The sequence below is a fragment of the Tardiphaga alba genome, from assembly GCF_018279705.1.
In the GTDB taxonomy this organism is placed as follows: Bacteria; Pseudomonadota; Alphaproteobacteria; order Rhizobiales; family Xanthobacteraceae; genus Tardiphaga; species Tardiphaga alba.
Genome location: NZ_CP036498.1, coordinates 1,513,921 through 1,533,809 on the forward strand (window position 1 = coordinate 1,513,921; position 19,889 = coordinate 1,533,809).

Below are 19,889 nucleotides of genomic sequence, written 5' to 3' on the forward strand. Positions count from 1 at the left end.
GGCATCGCTGACGCCGCAATCCGAAACGGTACCTCAGCACCTTAATTTCCTTTATTTCAGTGCGGGCTTCCGCCCCCCCCCCTCGACCACGCTTGGAAGCCGCAGCGAAGGCGACTGGCGCGATTTTTGGCAGCGAGGGGCCCTCGCGGCACCGTAGGCGGTGAACTCGCCTTTCGGGCCGGTGGAACGGTTCCAGCCGAGCGGCCGCGGCCGGTTCCCTATTACCGCCAAAGTTGTCCATGCGGAGCCGCTCAGGTTCAGTAGGGGACCTTGTTAGCCAAGAGCAGGCGAAACGTTGGCTGGCCAGACAGCAATAAGGTTTATCCGCTCGCTCGCCTTCCCGCGCAATATTTAAAGGAATGACGAGACGCATGCTTCTCACCGCGTTTGCGCCGCTCATTTAAATGGCTGCAAGTCGCGCCCCGCTTTTCGAATTTCAGTAACGAGAACATGCTCCGACCCGATTGCCTTAGACAGCGCACGTCCTAATTTCGCGCATTGCTCGGATCGTCTTCGCAAAAGGCCGACATTCTTAGCCGCGCGTGACTGAAAGACGACCTCTTGTAGTAAACGACTCAAGGTTTGCATTGGCGGAAAGCCATCTTGCGTAGAAATCAAAGCGAGTTCTAAGACCCGGTCCACACTTTCGCGACGATAAGATTTGAATGCAACATCAATGATGTAGTCGGCCACGGCCGATGCAAGACGCACAACGTAAGCATTGACTGGCTCCGTGCGTTCGAGTCTGATGGCATCGACTGCCTCTGTCATCAGACGCTGATAGTCTCGCAGAGCTGTGGCGTAATCACCCTCCGCTTCGCGCGTCATCGCCAGTCGGTAGAAGCCCGCTAGCCGGTACAAAAGTGCGACCCCAGCTAGGCTCGGCGCTAGGGATGGGTTTGTAATTCTTAACAGTCCCGCGATATCGCCCTTCTTCAAGCGAGTGAGACTCCAATACTCAAGTAGATTACGCGAATGATACTTCTTCTGATTTGCCTCCTTGAACGCCTCGTCAGCGGCATCATAGATTGGGGGAACTTGGAGGAGATACGTTCGCCCCAAAGTGAAGCTAACTTCGCCACTTCCCGGAAAGTCTTTGCTGGCGCGCCGCGCTTCAGCAAGCGCTTCAGCGTAACGCTTCCGAGTCCAAAGCAGTGAAATCCCTCGGACGCGTTTTCCGATTTCGCTTTTCCCGTCCTTAGCTCGGCTAACCGCTTGCGCACTTCTCTTACGCAGATCTTCAGCGTCTTGAGGACTCAACTTCTCCTGAGTAATTTTGACCATGAGCCTGATGGGCTCGGGTATGCTAATCTGCGAGCCAGTCGCGGGATTCCCGCTCCCTGCAAATAGATGAAATTGACTCATTCGCAGCAGCGATGCTTGAAGCGACTGCCTATCCTCCGCAAGTACGTCCAACAATTCTTCGAAGGTTGATGAGGACAAAAGCTGAAGAGCGTAAAGCACGCGCAGGTCGGAATAGTTGAGGCTGTCAATTTCACGCTTGAACGCAAATCGCCTTACTTCATCCCCATCCCTTCCGGTCCAGTTTGCCAGCACCTTTTCGAGATCGTCCCCGAAACTGACCAAGCGTAATATTGATGCGATGAATATTGGCGAGCCTTTTGATGCGTTATGGATTGCATCCATCCATTCAGACACGCTAGGCCCGAACGTGAGCTGGCCGCCCAAATGCCCGACGACGGATGTGGCAAACTCGTAAGCCTCTTGCCGAGTGAATCCTGCGATCCTCAATATCCTGTTTGCACCGGCGCTTGGCTCGAGACGCGACGTAAACAGGACTCGGCTTGGGTTGTTTTTGACAGTCCTTGATCGAACAGCTGCGCTATCCGAGAATACAATTCAATTTGCTTGTCTGGGTCTAACGAGTCGAGATCATCAATTACTAGCAGGACAGGAACGTCCTTGATTAGCTCTTTCGCGAAATCAAGCTTGTCTTCTAGGTTTTCGAACTGCTCAAAATCGCTAGTCAAGCATCCTATTTCACTTAGAAACGCGTCTAGAAACGTATCGATGTCAGTGAAGTCTGTTCGCGTTGTACTGACATACTTTTGTAAGATAGCTGCGTACGTCTGTGACTTCGCCGTCAACCAAATAACCTTAGCAAACGCCTCAGAGCGGGTTTTCACAACCTGTTCACAAAATTCATACGCTATAGCAGTCTTGCCGGTCCCTCCTAGAGCTGTGAGGATCTTTACCGGATTGCGGGTGTCTGCGAGCCAATTCCACAGTTGGACCAAATACTCACGGCGACCGATGAACTCGATGAGATTTGGATCACGCGCTGGCAGATTGTTGTCGACTTCATTCAAAGGCCCCGGCATTTCACCGATATCAGCCTTGCGGTCTCCAAAAGCAAAAACTAAGAGATCATGCCGCTGGTTGATAACTAATGTGCTGGAGCCGTATCTCAGTGGTATGTCATCCAGTCTAAATACCAAGCTTTGATCTGACCGCGCCGCGGAGTTTCGTTTATATGCAATCGGCGGACCAATGGATCGTTTAGCTACGTGCAGAAGGAGCAATTTGGCCTTGTCGCCGCCAATGGTTCGATCACAAAGCAAAGGCGCTATCGGAATATAAGTCTTGAAATACCTGTCGGTCAGCTTGTCGAAATCGTCTTTATTCCATAGCCGCTTAAAATGATCGGCATTTTCTTCTTTGAACGCGATTACGAGATACCCGCCAAATGCGTTGTATAACGCGGCGATGTCATGCATCAGCTCACAGGTTAGGACTGGTTCGGGATGCAGCTCCGCCTTTGGCAAGCAAAATCCGACTTTATAGTCCCACATCGGCCCTTCGATATTTCGGATTGCTCCGTCAGGCAAAAACATGTCGACAATGCTCTGATCCAGCCGACCCGATGTGTGTGCCCTATAAACTTCATGCTCAAACGACATTGCTAGCGCCAATAAATAAATGTGTTGCGGTGCGATCCGTCCGAATCCACGTCGCGAAACGCTATCCTGAGCTGCGCAGAGATGCTGCGCAATGTTAAAGAGCTAATAATCGGGGGAGTACTACATCCGCTTTTGTTCGATCTGCCCCCCACCAGAACCCTTTTCTCCGCCTAGACGCTGGAAGACCAATGATCGCAACCCCCGGCCTCACAGCTGACTTCGATCAAGGTAGTTTTTCGATTGGCCCTCGGAATGTTGCTTCTAGCTTAATCGCTGACTCGATCAGCTCATCCTGCAGGCCGGACCAATCTTGCTCAGGGCTCCTCCATCCTGCGCCAACGTCTTTGCTTATTCGGCAACTCAGCCTTCCGGGCAATTCTTGCCATTCCAAAGGCGCCCCGAAATGGGATTCAAGCGGTTCTTTCTGAGCTTGCAATCTCTGGAATGCAGCGAGCGAAGCTTCCTTGCCTTCTTTGAGCCGGATCACACACTCGACGCGACTTTGATCCTCTGTCAGAATAAGGTTCAAGACATAACCACTGCGGCCGATCCCTGCGGAAAGCCAGTGATCTGACGAGGTCGTGCGGTTCGCGAAGAGGCTTGTCTTTGCGCGAGCTCGCTCAATCAGCTGAGCCCAAAATTTGCGAAATATTTCGTGTCGGGCTGATTTAACTTTTCGAATCTCATTTGTCTGGTTTCTAATTTTGATCTCGTAGTGGGAAGCTTCCGGTAGCGGGACGATCTGCGTCGCATCGATCAATATTTTTCCGTCGAATTTGTACGGGGCTAGCCTAACACAGGTGATGTCGAGGCCACTTTTGTTGAGCCACATCACTGAGGTAACAAGCTCGTCTGAGAAGTTTGAAGCGGCGAGGATAATCCTGACATCATCCGACAATTCAATCGCATCGAGAGACCCGACCTCGAGAAATTCCAAAATCTCTTTAGTCGCCAGCTCGTGATCGCCGCCCTTGTCCCGGGCGTGCGCTGCAACTGCTTGCTCCAATGTCATGCTAGACACCATCGCCGCATAGCGAATGGCTTGCAGCTCCATGTGCCCGCCGTCTTCTGATCTTTTTATTTCAACGACGACGAGGTTGGCGTCCTTCGAAAGGCACAAAAGGTCGATTCTGCGAGAGCTGTCTTCCCAATCAGAGAACTCTTCACACAAAACCATCAGATCCGGCGCTAGAGGCGCGATGTGATTTTTCAAAAGAAGCTGGAGGTGTTTTCTCTCTAGTATCGCTTCTTGCGAATAGGACGTGAGCGGTACCGACTCGAGTTTGTCATTGTTGATCGTGAACAGTGCCATCCGTCTTCCCCCGACTTACTACGTATTCGCGCGCACCCTAAAGCTGCATATTCCGAGCCTGCGAACAAATAGGGCAAAAGTCTAACTCTTAGGGACAGCCAAAGTGTTTTAGCGGCCTCACTGCGGGGCAATGTCTCCAAATTCCTTTCGGCGGGATGCCTTTTTATAATTGCGACAGAAGCATCATTGCCATCCTAATCGCTCGGGATGATTTGAGGAGAATGGCAACTGCTACGCACCTTCACCGCCTTGGCAATCGTTTTGGTCTCTCAGGCTGTACATGCAGAGCGCGGAACGCGTTCGCTAGGCAAGACGGTATGGTGAATAATAGAGCAGCAAGCCGACCCTCACGACGAAGTCGATCACCGCACGTGAAAAGAACTATCGCAGACCAACGGCGCTATTCGGACACTGGCCAAAAGATTACAGGTGCTGAAAGTTGCGCTCGAGCTACGGGGAAGTCAGACCCGCAAGGGATCGCATTTCGCGACGGCTGTGTCAGATAGCGTGGTTACGCTTCACAATCTTGGCAATCGTCGCACGACTGCAACCGGTAGCGCGCTGGACAGCTCCCCAAGTTTCTCCGGCCTCAATAAGCCGCGCTATTCCCTGATTCCGCGCGGTATCTTCGGGACGGCCTTTGTAACGGCCCTCTGCCTTGGCTTTGGCTTGGCCCTGAGCCTGCCGCCGTCGCCTATCATCGTAATCTTTGCGAGCCACGGCGGCGAGCATATCAAGCAGCATGCCATTGATCGCTTCGAACATACGACCTGTAAAATCGTCCGTGCTCTTAGCTGCCATCATCCATGATGTGGGTAGATCAAGCGCCACGACCCGCACGCGGCGAGCGACAAGCTCGGCCTTGAGGCGCTCCCAATCGGCCGTGCCCAGCCTTGAAAGCCGGTCAACCTGCTCGACAAGAAGGACGTCGCCGGGGTGTGCGTCCCCGAGCAACCTGAACAGCTCAGGGCGAGCCAGCTTCGCGCCGCTTTCGTTTTCGGCATACCACGCGGCAATGCTCAGGCCACGCTCGGCCGCGAAGACCCTCAGTTGTTCGCGAGCACGCTGTGCGTCCTGCTCCGATGTTGACGCGCGAAGGTAGGCTCGGACGAACAACGCTGTGTCCTCGGTTCAATATAACCGGTTCACTTATATCAGTTCATTTTAAATGGTCAAATCGATTTTTTGAACCATCCTATTGTTGGTTTGCCTAGGGCGTACCCTAAGTGAACCGGCGCGCCGGGATCGTTGAACGGCTGATTTTGCGGAAATGCGTAGCGGAGTACGGTCGGCGGGATCGCCCAGATGAAGCAGGCCGCAAGGTGTGCTGCAGCGTTAGGACGGCTGTCCTATAATTTCCGTATATTGTCAACAAGCTATGCGGGCTTTGATTTCGCTAGCAAATATTTCGCTGCAATCGGTGAGGTTTTCCGTACAGGCGGCATACTCAAATTTAGACTGGCACCAAACGCGGGTGGTTAGGATATCGCCACTCCTCGAGGCAAGACGGTTCGCCCCAAATCAAATAATTGGCCCGTGAAAAACACCATCCGCAGAAAGCTCGACAGGGTGTGTATCGAGCAACACGTACAAGGATAAAAAACGGACTTCACAACCAAAGTGCTGCGAATCGCTACACCGCATGGTTACCTGCAAGAGTAAGTCATCGGCTCGTGGCCTTTGAGTGCCGTTCTGTGCAAGGTCTATCTGGTACATACTTTGTGTAGGTAACTCGATAGGTGGAAGATGCTGAAACGCTGGTCAATAGAGAATTTCAAATCATTTTCTGGTCGAACAGACTTGGCGCTGGCTCCTATCACGATTTTCGCCGGGGCAAATAGCAGCGGAAAAAGCTCAATCATCCAGAGTATCTTGCTCTTAAAACAGACGGTTCAATATGCCCCTGCCAGCCGCGGAATGGCGTTGAATGGTCCCTTAGTAAAACTTGGGACGTTTGAGGACATCAAAAATAGTAAGTCTGATGACAACTATATTGGAATTGCATGGGAGATGGATGTCGAAGACTCATCACAGCGTTTCAGGTCGTCGAACGATCTCTATTCTGAACAATTCTACTACATGGGGCGAAGCAACCTTTCAACTGTCTCTGGCGATTTCAGGTGGGACGCTGTTCCTTCGACGGGCGTCGTTGGGCCTACTATTAAACTCGCAAGCGCCGATCTGCTGCAGCTAAATCCTCGAATCACATCCGCGTCCTTGCTCGCGACAACAAACGAAAAGGGCGCAGCACCATTTATGCTGACGATGGAGCGTCAGAAAGATAGCAAGTTATCAGTGACGGTCATTGACGACTTCTCGCAGGCCGAAGTAGTCGGCAACAAGCCAGACTGCTCAATCGTCGGCGGAACTTTGCGATACTTTTTCCCGTCAGCAGTCGCGGTTCGCTTCAATTCAACGCTCAATCGGGCGCGCGAGATCGCGCAAATGATATCAGGCGATGACCCTTATACATATTACCGCGCGCGGGATATCGGCAGAGTGGAGCTCTCGCCAAGCGTTGTGAACGAAATATTCGTACTCCTGACTGGAGAGTCTCGATCAGCGAACTTGACACTGTTTCCAGAAGTCGACGAAGCGACCACTGTGGAAGAAGTCGCGGCACGCTATCGTCGATATCGTATGAACAATCGAGCTCATAGAAAGGAGCCTACGAGAACGCCGAACGAGATCCGTTCAGAGATCGAGGCTGTACTTTATCGCGGTCAATCACCGCAATACAAAGATGAACTCGAATTTCCATCGCTGTTGAACGAGGGCTCTCAATACGCAACTCAGTACTTCATGTCGGCAGTCCATTATCTCGGACCACTGCGTGATGAGCCCAAGCCAATTTACCCATTGGAAGCTCTAGCAAGCACCACAGAGGTCGGTTTCAAAGGAGAGCACACCGCGGCGGTCCTTGACCTACATAAAGATAGATCGGTGCGCTATTTGCCGAGTTCGTTCATAACGGGTGACGGCTTCAACCTTAATTCCAAGTACGTTTCATTGCATGATGCCGTCGTCGATTGGCTGACGTACGTCGGCGTCGCCAGTGAAGTATCAACCGAAGATCAGGGTAAGGTTGGACATCAGTTGCAGGTTAGGACGCAGGGGATCGACCGCTTTCACGATCTAACAAACGTCGGCGTCGGCGTAAGTCAGGTACTCCCAATTATCGTCTCGGCGCTGCTCGCTGATTCACCTGCACTTCTTATATTTGAACAGCCTGAGTTGCATTTGCACCCTAAAGTGCAAGCCCGGCTGGCAGATTTCTTCCTGTCTGTCGCATTGATTGGAAAGCAATGCATTCTGGAGACACATAGCGAGTACCTAATTGATCGTTTTCGTCACCGAGTAGCTGCTGCGGTGGGCGATTCATTAGTCGCCACGACAAAGATCTACTTCACAGAACGCGAGGCGGGTACAACTAAGTGCAGAGAGGTGCCCGTTACCAAGTATGGCGCCATCTCGGATTGGCCGAAAGACTTCTTTGAGCAGTCTCAGTTAGAGTCCGAGGCCATACTTCGAGCCGCAGCAGCTAAACGCCAAGCTGAGAAGAATGCTCGAAACAAATGATTCTCAATTTTGATCCTGCTCTGCTCGCCGTTCCAAATCACGCATCGAGCCAAGATGAGGCTGAAGAAATAATAAGCTGCCTCAAGTACTGGGCGCGGCCTTGTTTTTTTACAGGAGCTTTTCGCGGACTGCTTCCTTCGGATACTTTGACATTTCTCGCTGATAATGGGTTCTTTCCAAGCCCACCGAATATCTCAAAGTTGCTCGACAGTTGGAATTTAAGGCATGTTTACTCAACGGAAGACGTCAGACGCTCGATTAATTTTATACTAAGTCGATCTCAATCGGTTGAAGATGTCATTGATGTTGAAGTAACAGCGGCCGAGTTGCGACAATCGATGCCTGACATTTCGCAATATCAAGCGCGACCTGTTTTGTTTGAAGCCACATTACGGTTGCTGGTCACGCTCGCGCTGCAAAGGCTGACGTCCAAGCCGGACGCCTGCGGGAACATTGTGATCTCTAGCTTTACTCGCCACTTAGGTATCGTTTCGATCCAAGCTACAGCAAATAGCGGCGCCGTTTTAAGTTCGGTTGGAGAAGTGCATTTTCCTTTGAGTACGACACATAGTGTACTGCTTGCCGACGATATCAGAGACATAGCGCTGAGCGTCGGCGCGAGCGCGCTGTGGTCCCGTGCTCTTGATGCTGCGGGACTGCATTTTGCGATTGTCGCCGAAATCCTTCAAATAGCGATTAGCGGGGGCTCTGCCAAAACGCTCGCAGTTCCATCGTTCCGAGTTGGTGCTGGGTTCTTTGAGACGGCACAGCGGCATGGCGCAGTCGGCGCGGATGCAGCTAATGCGGATTTGCTCAGAGAAACATGTGCGAGAATTGTAATGGGGCAGCCAAAAAATGAAATCGGCGATCTAAAGCGAGCAGACGCTAAGGGGGATTTGAAGCCGGTTGTTCGCACTTCCGATGGCGCGGCAGCGCGCCGAACACATCTGCTCAAGAGCCATGAAGCTCTCCGTTTGATGTTCTGGGAGCACAAGGACGGAACTGTTGAATTCGCCAATGTCGGACCGAAGGGCGAGCTTGAGATTGTTGATGGCTCAAGCGGTTACGTCAGTGAAGATGATTGCTGGTCGCATCCTTCTTGATCGCACGCAGTAGCGTCGCGAACTCAAGTCGGTTTATGGGCAAACTTGGTGTGTCGGCCGCCCGATCACTAGCCGCTATATGATAGGTCGAGAACGCCTATGATGGCGCTACATGGGGAGCGCTCAAATGAAAACGTCAACTGTTCATGTCGTCGCTCTTGGCGCGATCTTGACCGCACCTTTCGTCACTTCATCACCCGTTAGTGCGCAACTTAAGACTGAGCAAACGTATTCCGGTGTCGTCATGAAAACACTTGGTCCATACGATGGCATCGAAAGTACAAATGCTAGCTCTCGAGTTCGTTGGACCGGGGGAAAAGCGGAAATGATCCTGTGCGCAAAAGACAAAAATGGCTTGGATATTCTTGCGAGAGGAACGCTCGATAACAGCGTAGATGGATTACTTGTTGGATCGCTGACAACGCGCAAGGGGGAATCGCTTACGCTGACGCTACGCAAACGAATGGACGACAAAAAGACGTTATGGGAAGGAGCAATCGCTACGGATGTAGGATTGAGCATTCGCTTGGAGCGTGATGATGGAGATAAGCGTAAGCGTCGCATCGACCCACAGATCGTAACAAAGGATTTCCTTACTAAGACTCCGTTCATTCCTCGCGATTTGTACGTCTCTGCCTATCCAATTTTCGATAGATTCGACGCAGCTATGGACTTATTGGCATCAAAATTCCCCCAATGGCGAGAGCTGGACTCGGATTGTTCGAGTTTCATTGATGTTGTCTTTCCAATGAACTATCGCGTCACTGACGTCCGAAGGATAGGCGCTATCGTAACTGAGTTACGGAAATCCGGCTATTTTCACTACGTTGAACTGAGCATGCCTGAGTATGGTGGAATTCCCGAGCAGGTCGCGTTTTCTGCGAAAAAGTACCCGTATTCAAATGTTTCTGGGATGCTAGCTCACTTCGACAAGCTTGCCACGTCAGCGGCGCGAAACATATTCTGCAAGAAGCAATGTCAACCTGTTGCAATGAGCACAAAAGGAGCCAACGTTCGATTGTTCGAAATAATTGGTAGGAGTGAGGATCTTCACTTCCATAAGAAAGGCCATTGGGAAAAGTACGTGGTCGCGATGACCGGCTACTCTCATGAGTTGGAAGACAGAACTAAGAGTCTCAATATTCAGTTTGTCATCACTTCGGGCTTCAACGCCCCGAGTGGTAATGGAGAGCAGCCGCCGGAGACGCGCTTCAAGGAAAATCCAATTGATGACGCGGAGCTATCGACGCTTTCGTCAAAATTGCAGAAACTGATAGCGAAGACGTTAGGTGGCGAGTATTCAGAGGAGCTGTAACGTGGTCCACGGATACGTACTCAGAGCTATTGTCTGCTGGACTATTCTTCTGCTGCATGTTGCGACGATCATCGCGGCGCCGTTCTTGATCGTGAATTTCGAACACGCAATGCAGGTCATTCTAATTTTGATGCCCCTGACAGGTCTCTACGTCGGCGTGGTAGTGAATTTCTATAGTCGCGACGGAATCGCAGATGATCAGGAGTCGTTCTCTCTGCAATTCTCGGCCTTGACCATCTTCCTAGTGTTCACATTCAGCGTTGCCGTAATCGGCGTGCAATATCTTTATTACGGCGGACGTGTCGAAACTCTCGAGCAACTAAAGCGCGCTGTGGGCATCATCGACACCGCATTGGGCGTTTACAGCGGTTTCATGATCAAGAGACTTTTTAGAGGCTAAGCACGGACAGCCTATTCGCTCACAAGAGTGACCATGCCCGAAATTCAAATCTCTCTGATGTTCATCGAAGATCAAGCTTCTGGATGGACTGAATAAGACGGCGTTTTGCTCGCATTTCCCGCTACGAGGTTGAGCTCATAGCGGTCTGGTTGCAGGTTAGACGGAGCCGAGGTCACGCACGACGTTCACGCCGATAGCATCGACGGCCGTTCGGAGTGTGTCCGCAGCTAGGTGTGCGTACCTCATCGTGGTCGCCGGATGCTTGTGCCCGAGCAATGCACCGACAATCGGCAAGCTCAGACCATTCTTGATCGCAATGCTCGCAAAGGAGTGGCGAAGATCGTGCAGGCGGACGTCTGATAACCCAGCATTTTTCCGAACCCGATGCCACACTCCATCGATAGCCGCATGACCGCTTTGGATTCTAGGACCGATAATCACATAGGGGTTATCTTCGAGTCTCGGCAGTTTGCGCAGCACTTCCAAGGCTTCGTTGTTGAGGTAAATGATCTTAGCGCCGGTTTTGCTGTCCCTCAGACGTAGGCATCGATTGTCGAAATCGACTTCTTTCCAGAAGAGATCAAGAATTTCTCCCTTCCGGCAGCCTGTGAGCAGGAGCAGTTTGATCGCCGCTGTTAGATGGGGCGTTCCTGAGGAAATTTCTTCGTCACGAAGCGCTTGCCACAAGGCGCTGATTTCCTGCTCCGAAAGAAACCGTTCCATCTTTTTGATCTTTGGCTTCTTAACTCCGCTGGTCGGATTTAGTTGAATGAGACCTCGGCGGACCGCGAAGGAATATACTGCTCCAAGAACAGCTAGGCATTGAAAAGCTGCCCCCGGACCACCGATTACATCATCTTTGGCCTTTTTTGCCTGCACCGTGGCGGGCAGGTGAGTGATGTCGCGAACTAGTCGTTCAACATCAGCACGCACGACTGAGGTTATTGGACGCGAACCGAGGCGTGGTATCAGGTAGTGCTTTATGCGACTTTTGTCGCCGCGCAGCGTGCTTGGCTTTTTATGCGCTGTTCCTTCATCAAGGTAGTGCTCGCACAGGTCAGCAATGGTCATCTCACGAAGATGAGCGTACCGCGAAGCGAGAGGGTCGGTCCCCTGAGCAACTAGCGCAAGTAGGCGCTTAGCTTGAGCTCTCGCTTGATCTGGTGTCCAAGGGGATCCGTGCGTGCCTATCGAGTACCGGCGCTTGGGTGCCCCGCGCCCATTACCGACCCGATACTCAATGCTGTAGCTCTTGTGTCCGCCTTTGGAGACAATCAGAAGGAAGCCTTTAACTTCGGAATCGCGGATAATGCCGACAGCAACGGTGTCGACTACTCGCTTCGTGATCTTCTGAACGGCCATCGCTCCCCCGTGTCGACCCTGAGTCGACCCCGTGCGCCAAATGCATGCCGTCGTGTGTCGGTCGCGAAAATTGTTAAGTCAATGATAAAGCTAAGCTTCCGGGGCTACTGTCGTGCAATGGCGGCATGTGTCGGTGGCCTGTCGAGGATTTTGATTCCCCCATGCGGAGGTTCGATCCCTCCCGCCCCAGCCAGGCAGTCCGGGCATTCGGCCAAGCTGCCCGATTTGCCGAGAAACGCCCGCATTCGGCGGGCTTTCGCGCACACTTGAAAGTCTCCGGCTGGCGCAACCGACCCCGTACACTGCCAAAATCCCGAAAGTCTCTGGCCGAGAATTTGAGAATTACCATTTTCGGGAGATTGCAATTGGAGACCCGGTTCGATCGCCACTGCGGCCCGAACTTGGCACTTTGTCTCGGCAAGTTCTCCAACATCGACCGTCGGGAGCGGGGAATTGATCGTCTCGACCGGTGCCCGATTGGCCCGTTCAAAGCCGCTTGTGGTCCCGTTCCTCTATTTGCCCCCCTGTCATCAGGTAACGGTATTCCCGAATTGCCGATCGCCGAAGAGACCGTCCCACGCAGCGCCGGACGGCTTCTGGCGGGATTCGCGATCAGACAGCAGCGCATAGCCACGCCGCACGCCGGGGCGGACCTTCATTCTCTCGTTCCAGGCGGACACGTTGGGGTAATCGGCGAGGTCGACATTCTGGAGCTTGCGCGGCGTGATCCAGGGCCAGATGGCCATGTCGACGATGGAGAACTCATCGACCACGAATTCCCGATCTCTCAATCTGCGATCGAGCACGCTGTAGAGGCGGTTCGCTTCCTTGCTGTAGCGATCGGAAGCGTAAGGCATGTGTTCAGGAGCATAATGATTGAAATGGTGGGCCTGACCCAGCATGGGGCCGAAAGCGCTCATCTGCCACATCAGCCATTGCATGCATTCGGAACGGCGTCGATCGCAGTCGGGAAGAAAACGATTTTCCCTCTTCGCCAGATGCCAGAGGATGGCGCCCGACTCGAAGACGACCAGCGGCGACGTGTGACGATGATCAACGATGGTGGGAATCTTATTGTTCGGATTGAGCGCGAGATAATCGGCCGCGAATTGCTCGCCGTCGAGCGTGTTGATTGAAACGAGGTTGTACGGGATCGACGCTTCTTCGAGAAAGATCGAGATCTTGCGACCGTTCGGCGTGGGCCAGGTGAAGAAGTCGAGATCCGCCGAGCCGCGCGGACGCAGCTCTGGCGCTTCACGGATGTCCATGGTTCGGCGCCTCCCGGGCAAAAGCTGCGCGCAGCTCGGGCTTGGATATCTTGCCGGCAGCGGAATGAGGAATGGCGTCGACGAAGCGAATATATTTGGGTAGCTTGAAGCGTGCCAGATTGTTGGCACAGTGTGAAATGACATCCGCGGCGGTCAGTACCGTGCCGCTACGGCGTACGACATAGGCGCAGCCTACTTCGCCCCATTTTGAATCCGCGACCCCGATCACGGCCGCCTCGACGACACCGGAAATGCCCGAAAGGACGTTCTCGATCTCCGCGGGATAAACATTTTCGCCACCGGAGATGTACATGTCTTTCCAGCGATCGACGATCGCGTAGTAGCCGTCCGCATCGCATTGCGCGGCATCACCCGTCAGAAACCAGCCTTGATGAAATGCTTCTGCCGTGGCTGCCGGCTGCCGCCAATAGCCCGGGGTGACCGTCGGGCCCCTGATTGCCAGCTGGCCGACGGCATCAGGGGAGGCGTGCTGGAAGTCGTCGTCGAATATTGTCAGCTCAGCATGCATCACCGGCTGCCCGGCCGAGCCGATTTTTGTGAACGCGTCGCGAGCTGCCAACATGGTGCCGAGCGTGGTTGTCTCGGTCATGCCCCAGCCTTGCTGCAGCTTCACGCCCTTTTTCGCATAGGCTTCGAGCAATGCCATGGGCGACGGAGCGCCGCCGACCGTGAGGCATTCAAGATGAGAGAGGTCCGTGTCGGCATAGGCCGGGAGTTCGGCGATCATGCTGAAATTAGTCGGTACCCCGAACGAGTGAGTGATGGAAAATCGAGGGTCTCCCAGTATTGCCAGAGCCTGTCCAGGATCGAACGTTCTCATCAGAATGTTGTGGCCGCCCGCATGGAAGATGAAGTTTGCCATCAGGAAGAGGCCACCGACATGGAAGAGCGGAAGAAACGTCAAGCCGTTCGACGTGCCCTTGACGCTGGCTTTCATCATCCCGTTCACAGCAGAGAAAATCGTCATCCGGTGCGTGATGATCACGCCTTTCGGCTGACCGGTGGTGCCGGACGTATACATGATGGCGAAGATATCACTATGCGTGACGGGCACGGCCTCCAAACTGGCATCGTGTTCGGCGATGCCGGTTTCATAGGGCGATGCCTGGCCATCCCGCGTCTCGATGAGATTCGGGACGATGCCGCTTGCATGAAATGCCTCCGCCATGAGCGAGAACTCATGGCCATATATCAGAAGCCGGGGCTCGGCATTCCGGATGATGGCCGAGAGTTCGGCCTGCGCCAGTCGCCAATTCAGAGGAACGAATATGGCGCCGAGCTTTCGGCAAGCGAATTGAATCTCGAAAATGTCAGTCGAGTTGTGACACAGGACCGCGACCCGCTCGCCTGGACCGATTTTCTTTGTGCGCAAGAAGGAGGCGAGGCGGGAGCAACGCTCATTCATGGCGCGGTAGGTGTAGGTGCGCCTGGAATGGACGTCCGTCATCGCCAGCTTGTCCGGCGTCTGCTGCGCGTAGTGCCCGATCCAGTCGGGAGCGGCGTAATTGGCTAGTTCGCTTGATGCAGGTGCTGCCAACATCCAGTCCGCTCCAATATCGGCTTGAGGATGACACGATCTGTCTGAGAGAGCGCCCCGAAACGCTCCCGGATCTGATCGAGACATTTGACCTGGTATTTGAATGGCGTGAGCGCGTAGGGATGGCCCCAGACGTTCATCTCCAGGTGCGGAAGGTCCTTGCGATAGGCATCGGCATTCGCCACCAGAAAAGGCAGATAGAGTTCGCCTGCGATTGCCAGAAGTCCTTCCGCAAACGGTCCCAGTGCTTGTTCGCAGTCATACCAGGCGCCTTCGACGCCAGACGCATCATCGAGACGGCGGACCCAGTGGTCCGTGAATGGCGCAATATCCCGCATGATGCGCATGGGGGTCGGATCAGTCGCCAATTCGCTCAGCTGACCGAACCAAGCGAAGTCCGCCAGGGAGGGTCGCGATCCGAAGATGTAACGCGTCATCCCGATATGCGGCTCGAACGCCTTCAGGATCCGACGGTAGCTTTCCTGCAGCAGCGGGCGGTTCTCGTCGGTCGCACCGAGGATCGGCATCCTGGAGGTTTGCCTCTGGCGCATGAACTCGACCTCGGCAGCGCTGCCCGGTTCGGCGTCGGCGACAGACCATTCTTCCGCGGCCCACCGGGAGACATAGCCTTGGTCTTCCGGATCCCACCAGCGATAGAGGAACAGCGGTTTGACTGCCCATTCGTCTGCGAGATCTTCCAGGAGGTCGCAGATGAACGCGACGGCGCTATGGGCCGGTATGATCGAGCGCCCTTGATGACGGCGCTCAAGGTCATAAGCGAGGGTGGTCGTCTCATTCCGATAGCTGCCGTCCGGATATTGCAGCACTGGAATGAGCATCGGTTTCAGCGAAGATGTGGCTTCGCGGAGAGACCTGTTCATGATCACCCAGTCGAAGGCGATCCGCCGATAGCGCATGATCGCACGCAGCTTGAGTGCGTATGGCGAAGCGGTCGAACCGATCAACCGGTAGCGTTCGGTCATTCACTGTTCCTTAGTTACTGACCAGCGGGCAGTTGCCGGCTGCCATCTTCCTGAAGGCCTCATCGCCCTTGATTGTTTTGACGATCGCGTAATAGTCCCATGGCTTCGTGGACTGGGATGGTTCCTTGACCCGGGCGAGATACATGTCGTGCACCATGCGACCATCGGCACGGACGGTACCGTTCGGGGCAAAGATGTCCTTCACGGGTAGTGCCCGCATGGCCTCGGCGACCTTTCCGCCCGCCGTCGATCCCGCCTTCTGCGTGGCACGCAGATAGTGAAGCACAGCGGAATACTCGCCCGCCTGGGCCATGGTCGGCATGGCGCCGACCTTGTCGAAATATCGCTGCGACCACGCGCGGGTTTCGTCGTTCATGTCCCAATAGAACGCGGTTGTCAGATAGACGTTCTTGGCGACATTCAGCCCCAATGCGTGGACATCACTGATATAGACCAGTAGCGCCGCGAGCCTCTGGCTCTTCGCGATGCCGAATTCGTTCGCCTGCTTGATGACGTTGATGAGGTCCGAGCCGGCATTGGCCAGACCGATGACATCGGCCTTGGATGCTTGGGCCTGCAGCAGGAAAGAGGAGAAATCCGACGTGTTGAGCGGATGCTTCACATCGCCGATGACACTGCCGCCCTTGGCAAGTACAGCGTCGGTGACGTCCTGCTGCAAGGATTTGCCGAAGGCATAGTCGACGGTCAGGAAGAACCATTGTTTGGCTCCTTGGTCGACGATCGCGCTCCCGGTACCACGGGCGAGTGCGTAGGTGTCATAGGTCCAGTGAAAGCCGGTTTTCGAACACGCCTTGCCGGTCAGATCCGACGAGCCGGCACCGGAAACGATCGAAACCTTGTCCTTGTCTTCGGCGAGCTTCTGGACCGCGAGCGCGATGGCCGAGGTGGTCAACTCCGACACCATCGACACGCCGTCGGAATCAAACCATTTCCGCGCAATAGAGATCGCTACGTCCGGCTTGTTCTGATGATCTGCCGAAACGAGTTCCACTTTGACTGCAGGAAACTCCTTCGCGAAGTCTGCGATTGCGAGCTCGGCGGCAACGACTGCGCCTTTTCCTGCGATCGCGGCATAGGGACCGGACATGTCGGTCAACACGCCCACCTTGATCGGCATCGTTTGTGCGGCAACTGCTGTGGACCAGCAGACGACCGCAGCCGACATCGCTGCAAGCTTTAGCATTGGTTCCTCCCAGTATGTTTTTTGAAAGCATGGCAGAGGGGTGAAATCAAAACAACAACAAAAGTGACTGGTGAGTCACTTTTGTGGATTTGTCGCAGTTGGCGGGGTCGGCTAGTGTGTCGCGGGGAGATGATCGACCACATGCCGCGTATCCGTAAGACGACGACCGTTGCTCAATCGAATGATGACCCGAAGCCTACGCGCGCCGAGAAAGTTGCGCGAAACCGCAAGGCGTTACTCGAAGCTGGAGCAGAGGTCGTTGGCGAGGTTGGCTATGAAGAGGCCACCATCGCCGAGATTTCGAAGCGGGCGGGATTGGCGCACGGGACGTTCTACAAGCATTTCGAGTCGCGGCAGGCGATGTTCGACGAGCTGCTGCCGACATTGGGAGACCGGCTCCTCGACGAGGTCAGGCAGCAGGTCCGCGGATCCCAAGACATACTGGAAGTCGAGGAGAAGGGGTTTCGCGGATTTTTCGACTTCTTGGTCCGCAATCCCGGCTTCTATCGCGTCGTCAACGAGTCAGAAGTGGTCGCGCCGGCAGCGTTCGATCGCCATATCTCCAACCTCGCCCGGCACTATACCAGGGCCCTTCGTCGCAGTCTGAAAGACGGTGAGATCAGCGGGTTCGAGGAACGCGACTTGGAAGTCGTGGCATATGTTTTGATGGCCGCGAGATTTTACATTTATCTTCGCTTCTCAAAGCGCGGTGCCTCTGCGGCGAACATCCCCGAATGGGTCGTGTCGGCATATATGCGGTTCGTGGAACACGGCCTCAAGGGCAAGTAGTGCCCGGGCCGTTCGCCCGCCATGCGCAGATTTCAGATCGCGACGTAGTGCTCAGGCCTCACGGGCAAGTTTGTGCGCGAGCTGTTTCGAGGTGTAGATCAACGTTTCGATCGCGTGGGTAGATCTGCTGCGGTTCGGTTTCACCAGCTCCTGGAGGATCAGGCCGTCGATCCCAGCGAGGATGAAGCGAGCGAGCAGGATGTAGTTTTGCGACGACAATTCGGTCTTGCCGGATTTGCTCGTGAGCTGATCGCGATAGAGGCGGAGATACGCTTCATATTGCTGGTCGGCCAGCCACTGCGCTCCTTCGCGAAGCGCGTAAAGTGTGAGTTCGTACTGCACGATCTGTCGCGTCCGCGACTGCATGATGGACCGCCAGGTCCCGCGCACGAGAATCTCGATGCGTTCATCGAGATCGGGCTCCTTGCCTGCGCGGTCCTCGCGCAGCCGCTCGGCGATCTCGTCGATCATTGCCTCCAGAACTGCGACGAGAAGGGCGCTCTTGCTCTCGAAATGATAGTGCAGGGTCGCGAGCTGGACATTTGCTTCCGCCGCGATTTTCCGTGTGGTCGTACCGAGAACGCCTGTCTTCTCCAGAGCTTGCAGGGCCCCCTGGATAATCTGCGCACGCGTGATTTCGCTCTTCGACATCGTGGTCTTCATGCGTCGATGTTTCTGCGATGCGTCGATCCCTGTCAAATCGTCGCGCTCGTTTCCTGTCCCGCGGCGCACAAAATGTCAGCATCACTGCCTAAAATTGGTCGCTTGACTAAAATTGGTCGCTTGACCAGATTGTAGACAACGAAGTCGAGAAAACGGGAATCTGGAATGACGCTCAAGGTGGACGGCGATCGCCTGTGGTCTGATCTCATGACGATGGCCGCCATCGGTGCCACCGCCAATGGAGGATCCTATCGCACGTCGCTGTCGGACGCCGATCGCGATGGCCGCAACCTGTTCGTCCATTGGGCGAAGGAGGCCGGACTCGGCATCACTGTTGACAAGATTGGCAATATTTTCGCGCGTCGCGAGGGGCAGGACCCAAGTCTGGCCCCCGTGATGATGGGGAGCCATCTCGATACACAGGCGCCGGGCGGCCGGTTCGACGGCGTGCTCGGGGTGCTGGCAGGTCTCGAAGTCGTGCGGACGCTGGACCGTGCGGGGATCAGGACGCGCCGGGCCATCGAGGTGGTCAACTGGACCAATGAAGAGGGCGCGCGTTTTCCGCCCGGTGTGGTCGGCTCCAACCTGTTTGCGGGGCGCACAACGCTGGAAACGCTGTACCAGACGCGCGATCGTGCCGGAATCTTCATGGGCGACGAGCTGAAGCGTATCGGCTATCTCGGCGAAGCCGAGGTCGGCCAGCGGCCGGTAGACAGCTATCTAGAACTGCATATCGAGCAGGGGCCCGTACTGGAAGCGGCCAATGTCGTCATCGGCGCCGTCACCAACACCTCGTGCCAGGGCGGCGGCATCATCGAAATCCTGGGCGAGAACGGGCACTCCCAGACCACGCGGATGTCGAAGCGGCGCAACGCGCTGGTCGGCGCGGCCAGGATCATCGAGGCGATCGAGACGATCGGCATGGCGCAGGAGCCGCACGGCATGGCCAGCGCCACCGTGATCGACATCCTGCCGAACAACCGGATCAACATTCCGCACAAGGCCGTCGTGCAGTTCCTGACGGTACATGCGGATCCGGAAGGGCGTGATCGCATTCTCGACGCCATCGAACAGGCGGTCGTCGCCATCGGCCGGGACAATCACTTCACCACGTCGTTCTCGCGCAATCCGCAGCGGCACAAGTTCGACTTCCCGGTCGAACTGGTGGAGTTGACGGAGCGTGTGGCCGGCCAGCTCGGCCATTCATCCATGCGGCTGCCGACCTGGACCGCGCATGATGCGCTGAACATGCATGTGGTGTGTCCCACCGCATTGATCTTCTTGCCGTGCCGCGACGGCATTTCCCACAGCGAATTCGAGTGGTGCGAACCGCAACACGCCACGGCCGGCGCCGATGTGCTCGCCAATATGGTGCTCGATCGCGCGCAGCGGCCGGACGAGTGACGGCCAGGATTTTGTTTCGGCGTTTAAT

General features: G+C 54.9%; 16 protein-coding genes and 1 tRNA gene. 7 read left to right on the top strand and 10 right to left on the bottom strand.

The features are described 5' to 3' along the window. Nucleotides 1-396 precede the first annotated feature (396 nt). The 4 genes from RPMA_RS07165 to RPMA_RS07180 all read right to left on the bottom strand — a co-directional run bounded on the left by RPMA_RS07165 (nucleotide 397) and on the right by RPMA_RS07180 (nucleotide 5,349). Nucleotides 397-1,659, bottom strand: coding sequence for a hypothetical protein (locus RPMA_RS07165; protein WP_211912169.1), 1,263 nt, complete (start codon nucleotides 1,657-1,659; stop codon nucleotides 397-399). Between the two features lie 89 nt (nucleotides 1,660-1,748). Next, complete coding sequence (locus RPMA_RS07170) at nucleotides 1,749-2,855, bottom strand: ATP-binding protein (RefSeq protein ID WP_211912170.1); 1,107 nt, start codon at nucleotides 2,853-2,855, stop codon at nucleotides 1,749-1,751. Nucleotides 2,856-3,144: 289 nt separating this feature from the next. Continuing rightward, nucleotides 3,145-4,233, bottom strand: coding sequence for a DUF4268 domain-containing protein (locus RPMA_RS07175; protein WP_211912171.1), 1,089 nt, complete (start codon nucleotides 4,231-4,233; stop codon nucleotides 3,145-3,147). A 498-nt stretch (nucleotides 4,234-4,731) separates the two neighbouring features. Further along, nucleotides 4,732-5,349 (bottom strand): recombinase family protein, encoded by a 618-nt coding sequence (locus RPMA_RS07180; protein ID WP_211912172.1) that lies wholly within the window; start codon nucleotides 5,347-5,349, stop codon nucleotides 4,732-4,734. Nucleotides 5,350-5,979: 630 nt separating this feature from the next. Between RPMA_RS07180 and RPMA_RS07185 the strand changes: the two genes are divergently transcribed. The 4 genes from RPMA_RS07185 to RPMA_RS07200 all read left to right on the top strand — a co-directional run bounded on the left by RPMA_RS07185 (nucleotide 5,980) and on the right by RPMA_RS07200 (nucleotide 10,630). Next, a complete protein-coding gene (locus RPMA_RS07185) occupies nucleotides 5,980-7,812 on the top strand; it encodes an AAA family ATPase (RefSeq protein WP_211912173.1) in 1,833 nt (610 codons plus the stop codon). Beyond that, the gene (locus RPMA_RS07190; RefSeq protein WP_211912174.1) at nucleotides 7,809-8,915 is read left to right on the top strand and encodes a hypothetical protein; all 1,107 of its coding nucleotides are present in this window, start codon (nucleotides 7,809-7,811) and stop codon (nucleotides 8,913-8,915) included. The genes RPMA_RS07185 and RPMA_RS07190 overlap by 4 nt, the downstream gene beginning before the upstream one ends. 127 nt (nucleotides 8,916-9,042) lie before the next feature. After that, the gene (locus RPMA_RS07195) at nucleotides 9,043-10,230 is read left to right on the top strand and encodes a hypothetical protein (RefSeq protein ID WP_211912175.1); all 1,188 of its coding nucleotides are present in this window, start codon (nucleotides 9,043-9,045) and stop codon (nucleotides 10,228-10,230) included. A 1-nt stretch (nucleotide 10,231) separates the two neighbouring features. Continuing rightward, entirely contained in the window at nucleotides 10,232-10,630 is a 399-nt protein-coding gene (locus RPMA_RS07200; RefSeq protein WP_211912176.1) for a hypothetical protein, read from the top strand. Nucleotides 10,631-10,786: 156 nt separating this feature from the next. Here the strand turns inward: RPMA_RS07200 and RPMA_RS07205 are convergent, their stop codons facing one another. Then, a complete protein-coding gene (locus RPMA_RS07205) occupies nucleotides 10,787-11,992 on the bottom strand; it encodes a site-specific integrase (RefSeq protein ID WP_211912177.1) in 1,206 nt (401 codons plus the stop codon). A gap of 99 nt (nucleotides 11,993-12,091) precedes the next feature. Between RPMA_RS07205 and RPMA_RS07210 the strand changes: the two genes are divergently transcribed. Further along, nucleotides 12,092-12,185, top strand: a tRNA-OTHER gene (locus RPMA_RS07210). Between the two features lie 337 nt (nucleotides 12,186-12,522). Here the strand turns inward: RPMA_RS07210 and RPMA_RS07215 are convergent. Genes RPMA_RS07215 through RPMA_RS07230 form a run of 4 tightly spaced genes read right to left on the bottom strand, consistent with a single transcriptional unit; the run spans nucleotide 12,523 to nucleotide 17,005 of the window. Further along, entirely contained in the window at nucleotides 12,523-13,260 is a 738-nt protein-coding gene (locus tag RPMA_RS07215; protein WP_211912178.1) for a glutathione S-transferase N-terminal domain-containing protein, read from the bottom strand. Continuing rightward, a complete protein-coding gene (locus RPMA_RS07220) occupies nucleotides 13,247-14,821 on the bottom strand; it encodes an acyl-CoA synthetase (RefSeq protein ID WP_211912179.1) in 1,575 nt (524 codons plus the stop codon). The genes RPMA_RS07215 and RPMA_RS07220 overlap by 14 nt, the downstream gene beginning before the upstream one ends. Beyond that, nucleotides 14,791-15,801, bottom strand: coding sequence for a glutathione S-transferase N-terminal domain-containing protein (locus RPMA_RS07225; RefSeq protein WP_211912180.1), 1,011 nt, complete (start codon nucleotides 15,799-15,801; stop codon nucleotides 14,791-14,793). The genes RPMA_RS07220 and RPMA_RS07225 overlap by 31 nt, the downstream gene beginning before the upstream one ends. Before the next feature lie 10 nt (nucleotides 15,802-15,811). After that, the gene (locus tag RPMA_RS07230) at nucleotides 15,812-17,005 is read right to left on the bottom strand and encodes an ABC transporter substrate-binding protein (RefSeq protein ID WP_211912181.1); all 1,194 of its coding nucleotides are present in this window, start codon (nucleotides 17,003-17,005) and stop codon (nucleotides 15,812-15,814) included. A gap of 129 nt (nucleotides 17,006-17,134) precedes the next feature. Here RPMA_RS07230 and RPMA_RS07235 point away from each other — a divergent pair, with 129 nt between their 5' ends. Continuing rightward, complete coding sequence (locus RPMA_RS07235) at nucleotides 17,135-17,794, top strand: TetR/AcrR family transcriptional regulator (protein WP_211912182.1); 660 nt, start codon at nucleotides 17,135-17,137, stop codon at nucleotides 17,792-17,794. Nucleotides 17,795-17,845: 51 nt separating this feature from the next. Here RPMA_RS07235 and RPMA_RS07240 read toward each other — a convergent pair whose 3' ends face one another. Then, the gene (locus RPMA_RS07240) at nucleotides 17,846-18,445 is read right to left on the bottom strand and encodes a TetR/AcrR family transcriptional regulator (RefSeq protein WP_211912183.1); all 600 of its coding nucleotides are present in this window, start codon (nucleotides 18,443-18,445) and stop codon (nucleotides 17,846-17,848) included. Nucleotides 18,446-18,622: 177 nt separating this feature from the next. Between RPMA_RS07240 and RPMA_RS07245 the strand changes: the two genes are divergently transcribed. Next, complete coding sequence (locus tag RPMA_RS07245; RefSeq protein ID WP_211912184.1) at nucleotides 18,623-19,861, top strand: allantoate amidohydrolase; 1,239 nt, start codon at nucleotides 18,623-18,625, stop codon at nucleotides 19,859-19,861. Nucleotides 19,862-19,889 lie beyond the last annotated feature (28 nt).

Bases quoted from the DNA above. Each gene is read 5' to 3' on its own strand.
- RPMA_RS07170 (WP_211912170.1), bottom strand. From the start codon at position 2,855: ATGTTTTTGCCTGACGGAGCAATCCGAAATATCGAAGGGCCGATGTGG.
- RPMA_RS07175 (WP_211912171.1), bottom strand. From the start codon at position 4,233: ATGGCACTGTTCACGATCAACAATGACAAACTCGAGTCGGTACCGCTC.
- RPMA_RS07185 (WP_211912173.1), top strand. From the start codon at position 5,980: ATGCTGAAACGCTGGTCAATAGAGAATTTCAAATCATTTTCTGGTCGA.
- RPMA_RS07190 (WP_211912174.1), top strand. From the start codon at position 7,809: ATGATTCTCAATTTTGATCCTGCTCTGCTCGCCGTTCCAAATCACGCA.
- RPMA_RS07195 (WP_211912175.1), top strand. From the start codon at position 9,043: ATGAAAACGTCAACTGTTCATGTCGTCGCTCTTGGCGCGATCTTGACC.
- RPMA_RS07205 (WP_211912177.1), bottom strand. From the start codon at position 11,992: ATGGCCGTTCAGAAGATCACGAAGCGAGTAGTCGACACCGTTGCTGTC.
- RPMA_RS07215 (WP_211912178.1), bottom strand. From the start codon at position 13,260: ATGGACATCCGTGAAGCGCCAGAGCTGCGTCCGCGCGGCTCGGCGGAT.
- RPMA_RS07220 (WP_211912179.1), bottom strand. From the start codon at position 14,821: ATGTTGGCAGCACCTGCATCAAGCGAACTAGCCAATTACGCCGCTCCC.
- RPMA_RS07225 (WP_211912180.1), bottom strand. From the start codon at position 15,801: ATGACCGAACGCTACCGGTTGATCGGTTCGACCGCTTCGCCATACGCA.
- RPMA_RS07230 (WP_211912181.1), bottom strand. From the start codon at position 17,005: ATGCTAAAGCTTGCAGCGATGTCGGCTGCGGTCGTCTGCTGGTCCACA.
- RPMA_RS07235 (WP_211912182.1), top strand. From the start codon at position 17,135: ATGATCGACCACATGCCGCGTATCCGTAAGACGACGACCGTTGCTCAA.
- RPMA_RS07240 (WP_211912183.1), bottom strand. From the start codon at position 18,445: ATGTCGAAGAGCGAAATCACGCGTGCGCAGATTATCCAGGGGGCCCTG.
- RPMA_RS07245 (WP_211912184.1), top strand. From the start codon at position 18,623: ATGACGCTCAAGGTGGACGGCGATCGCCTGTGGTCTGATCTCATGACG.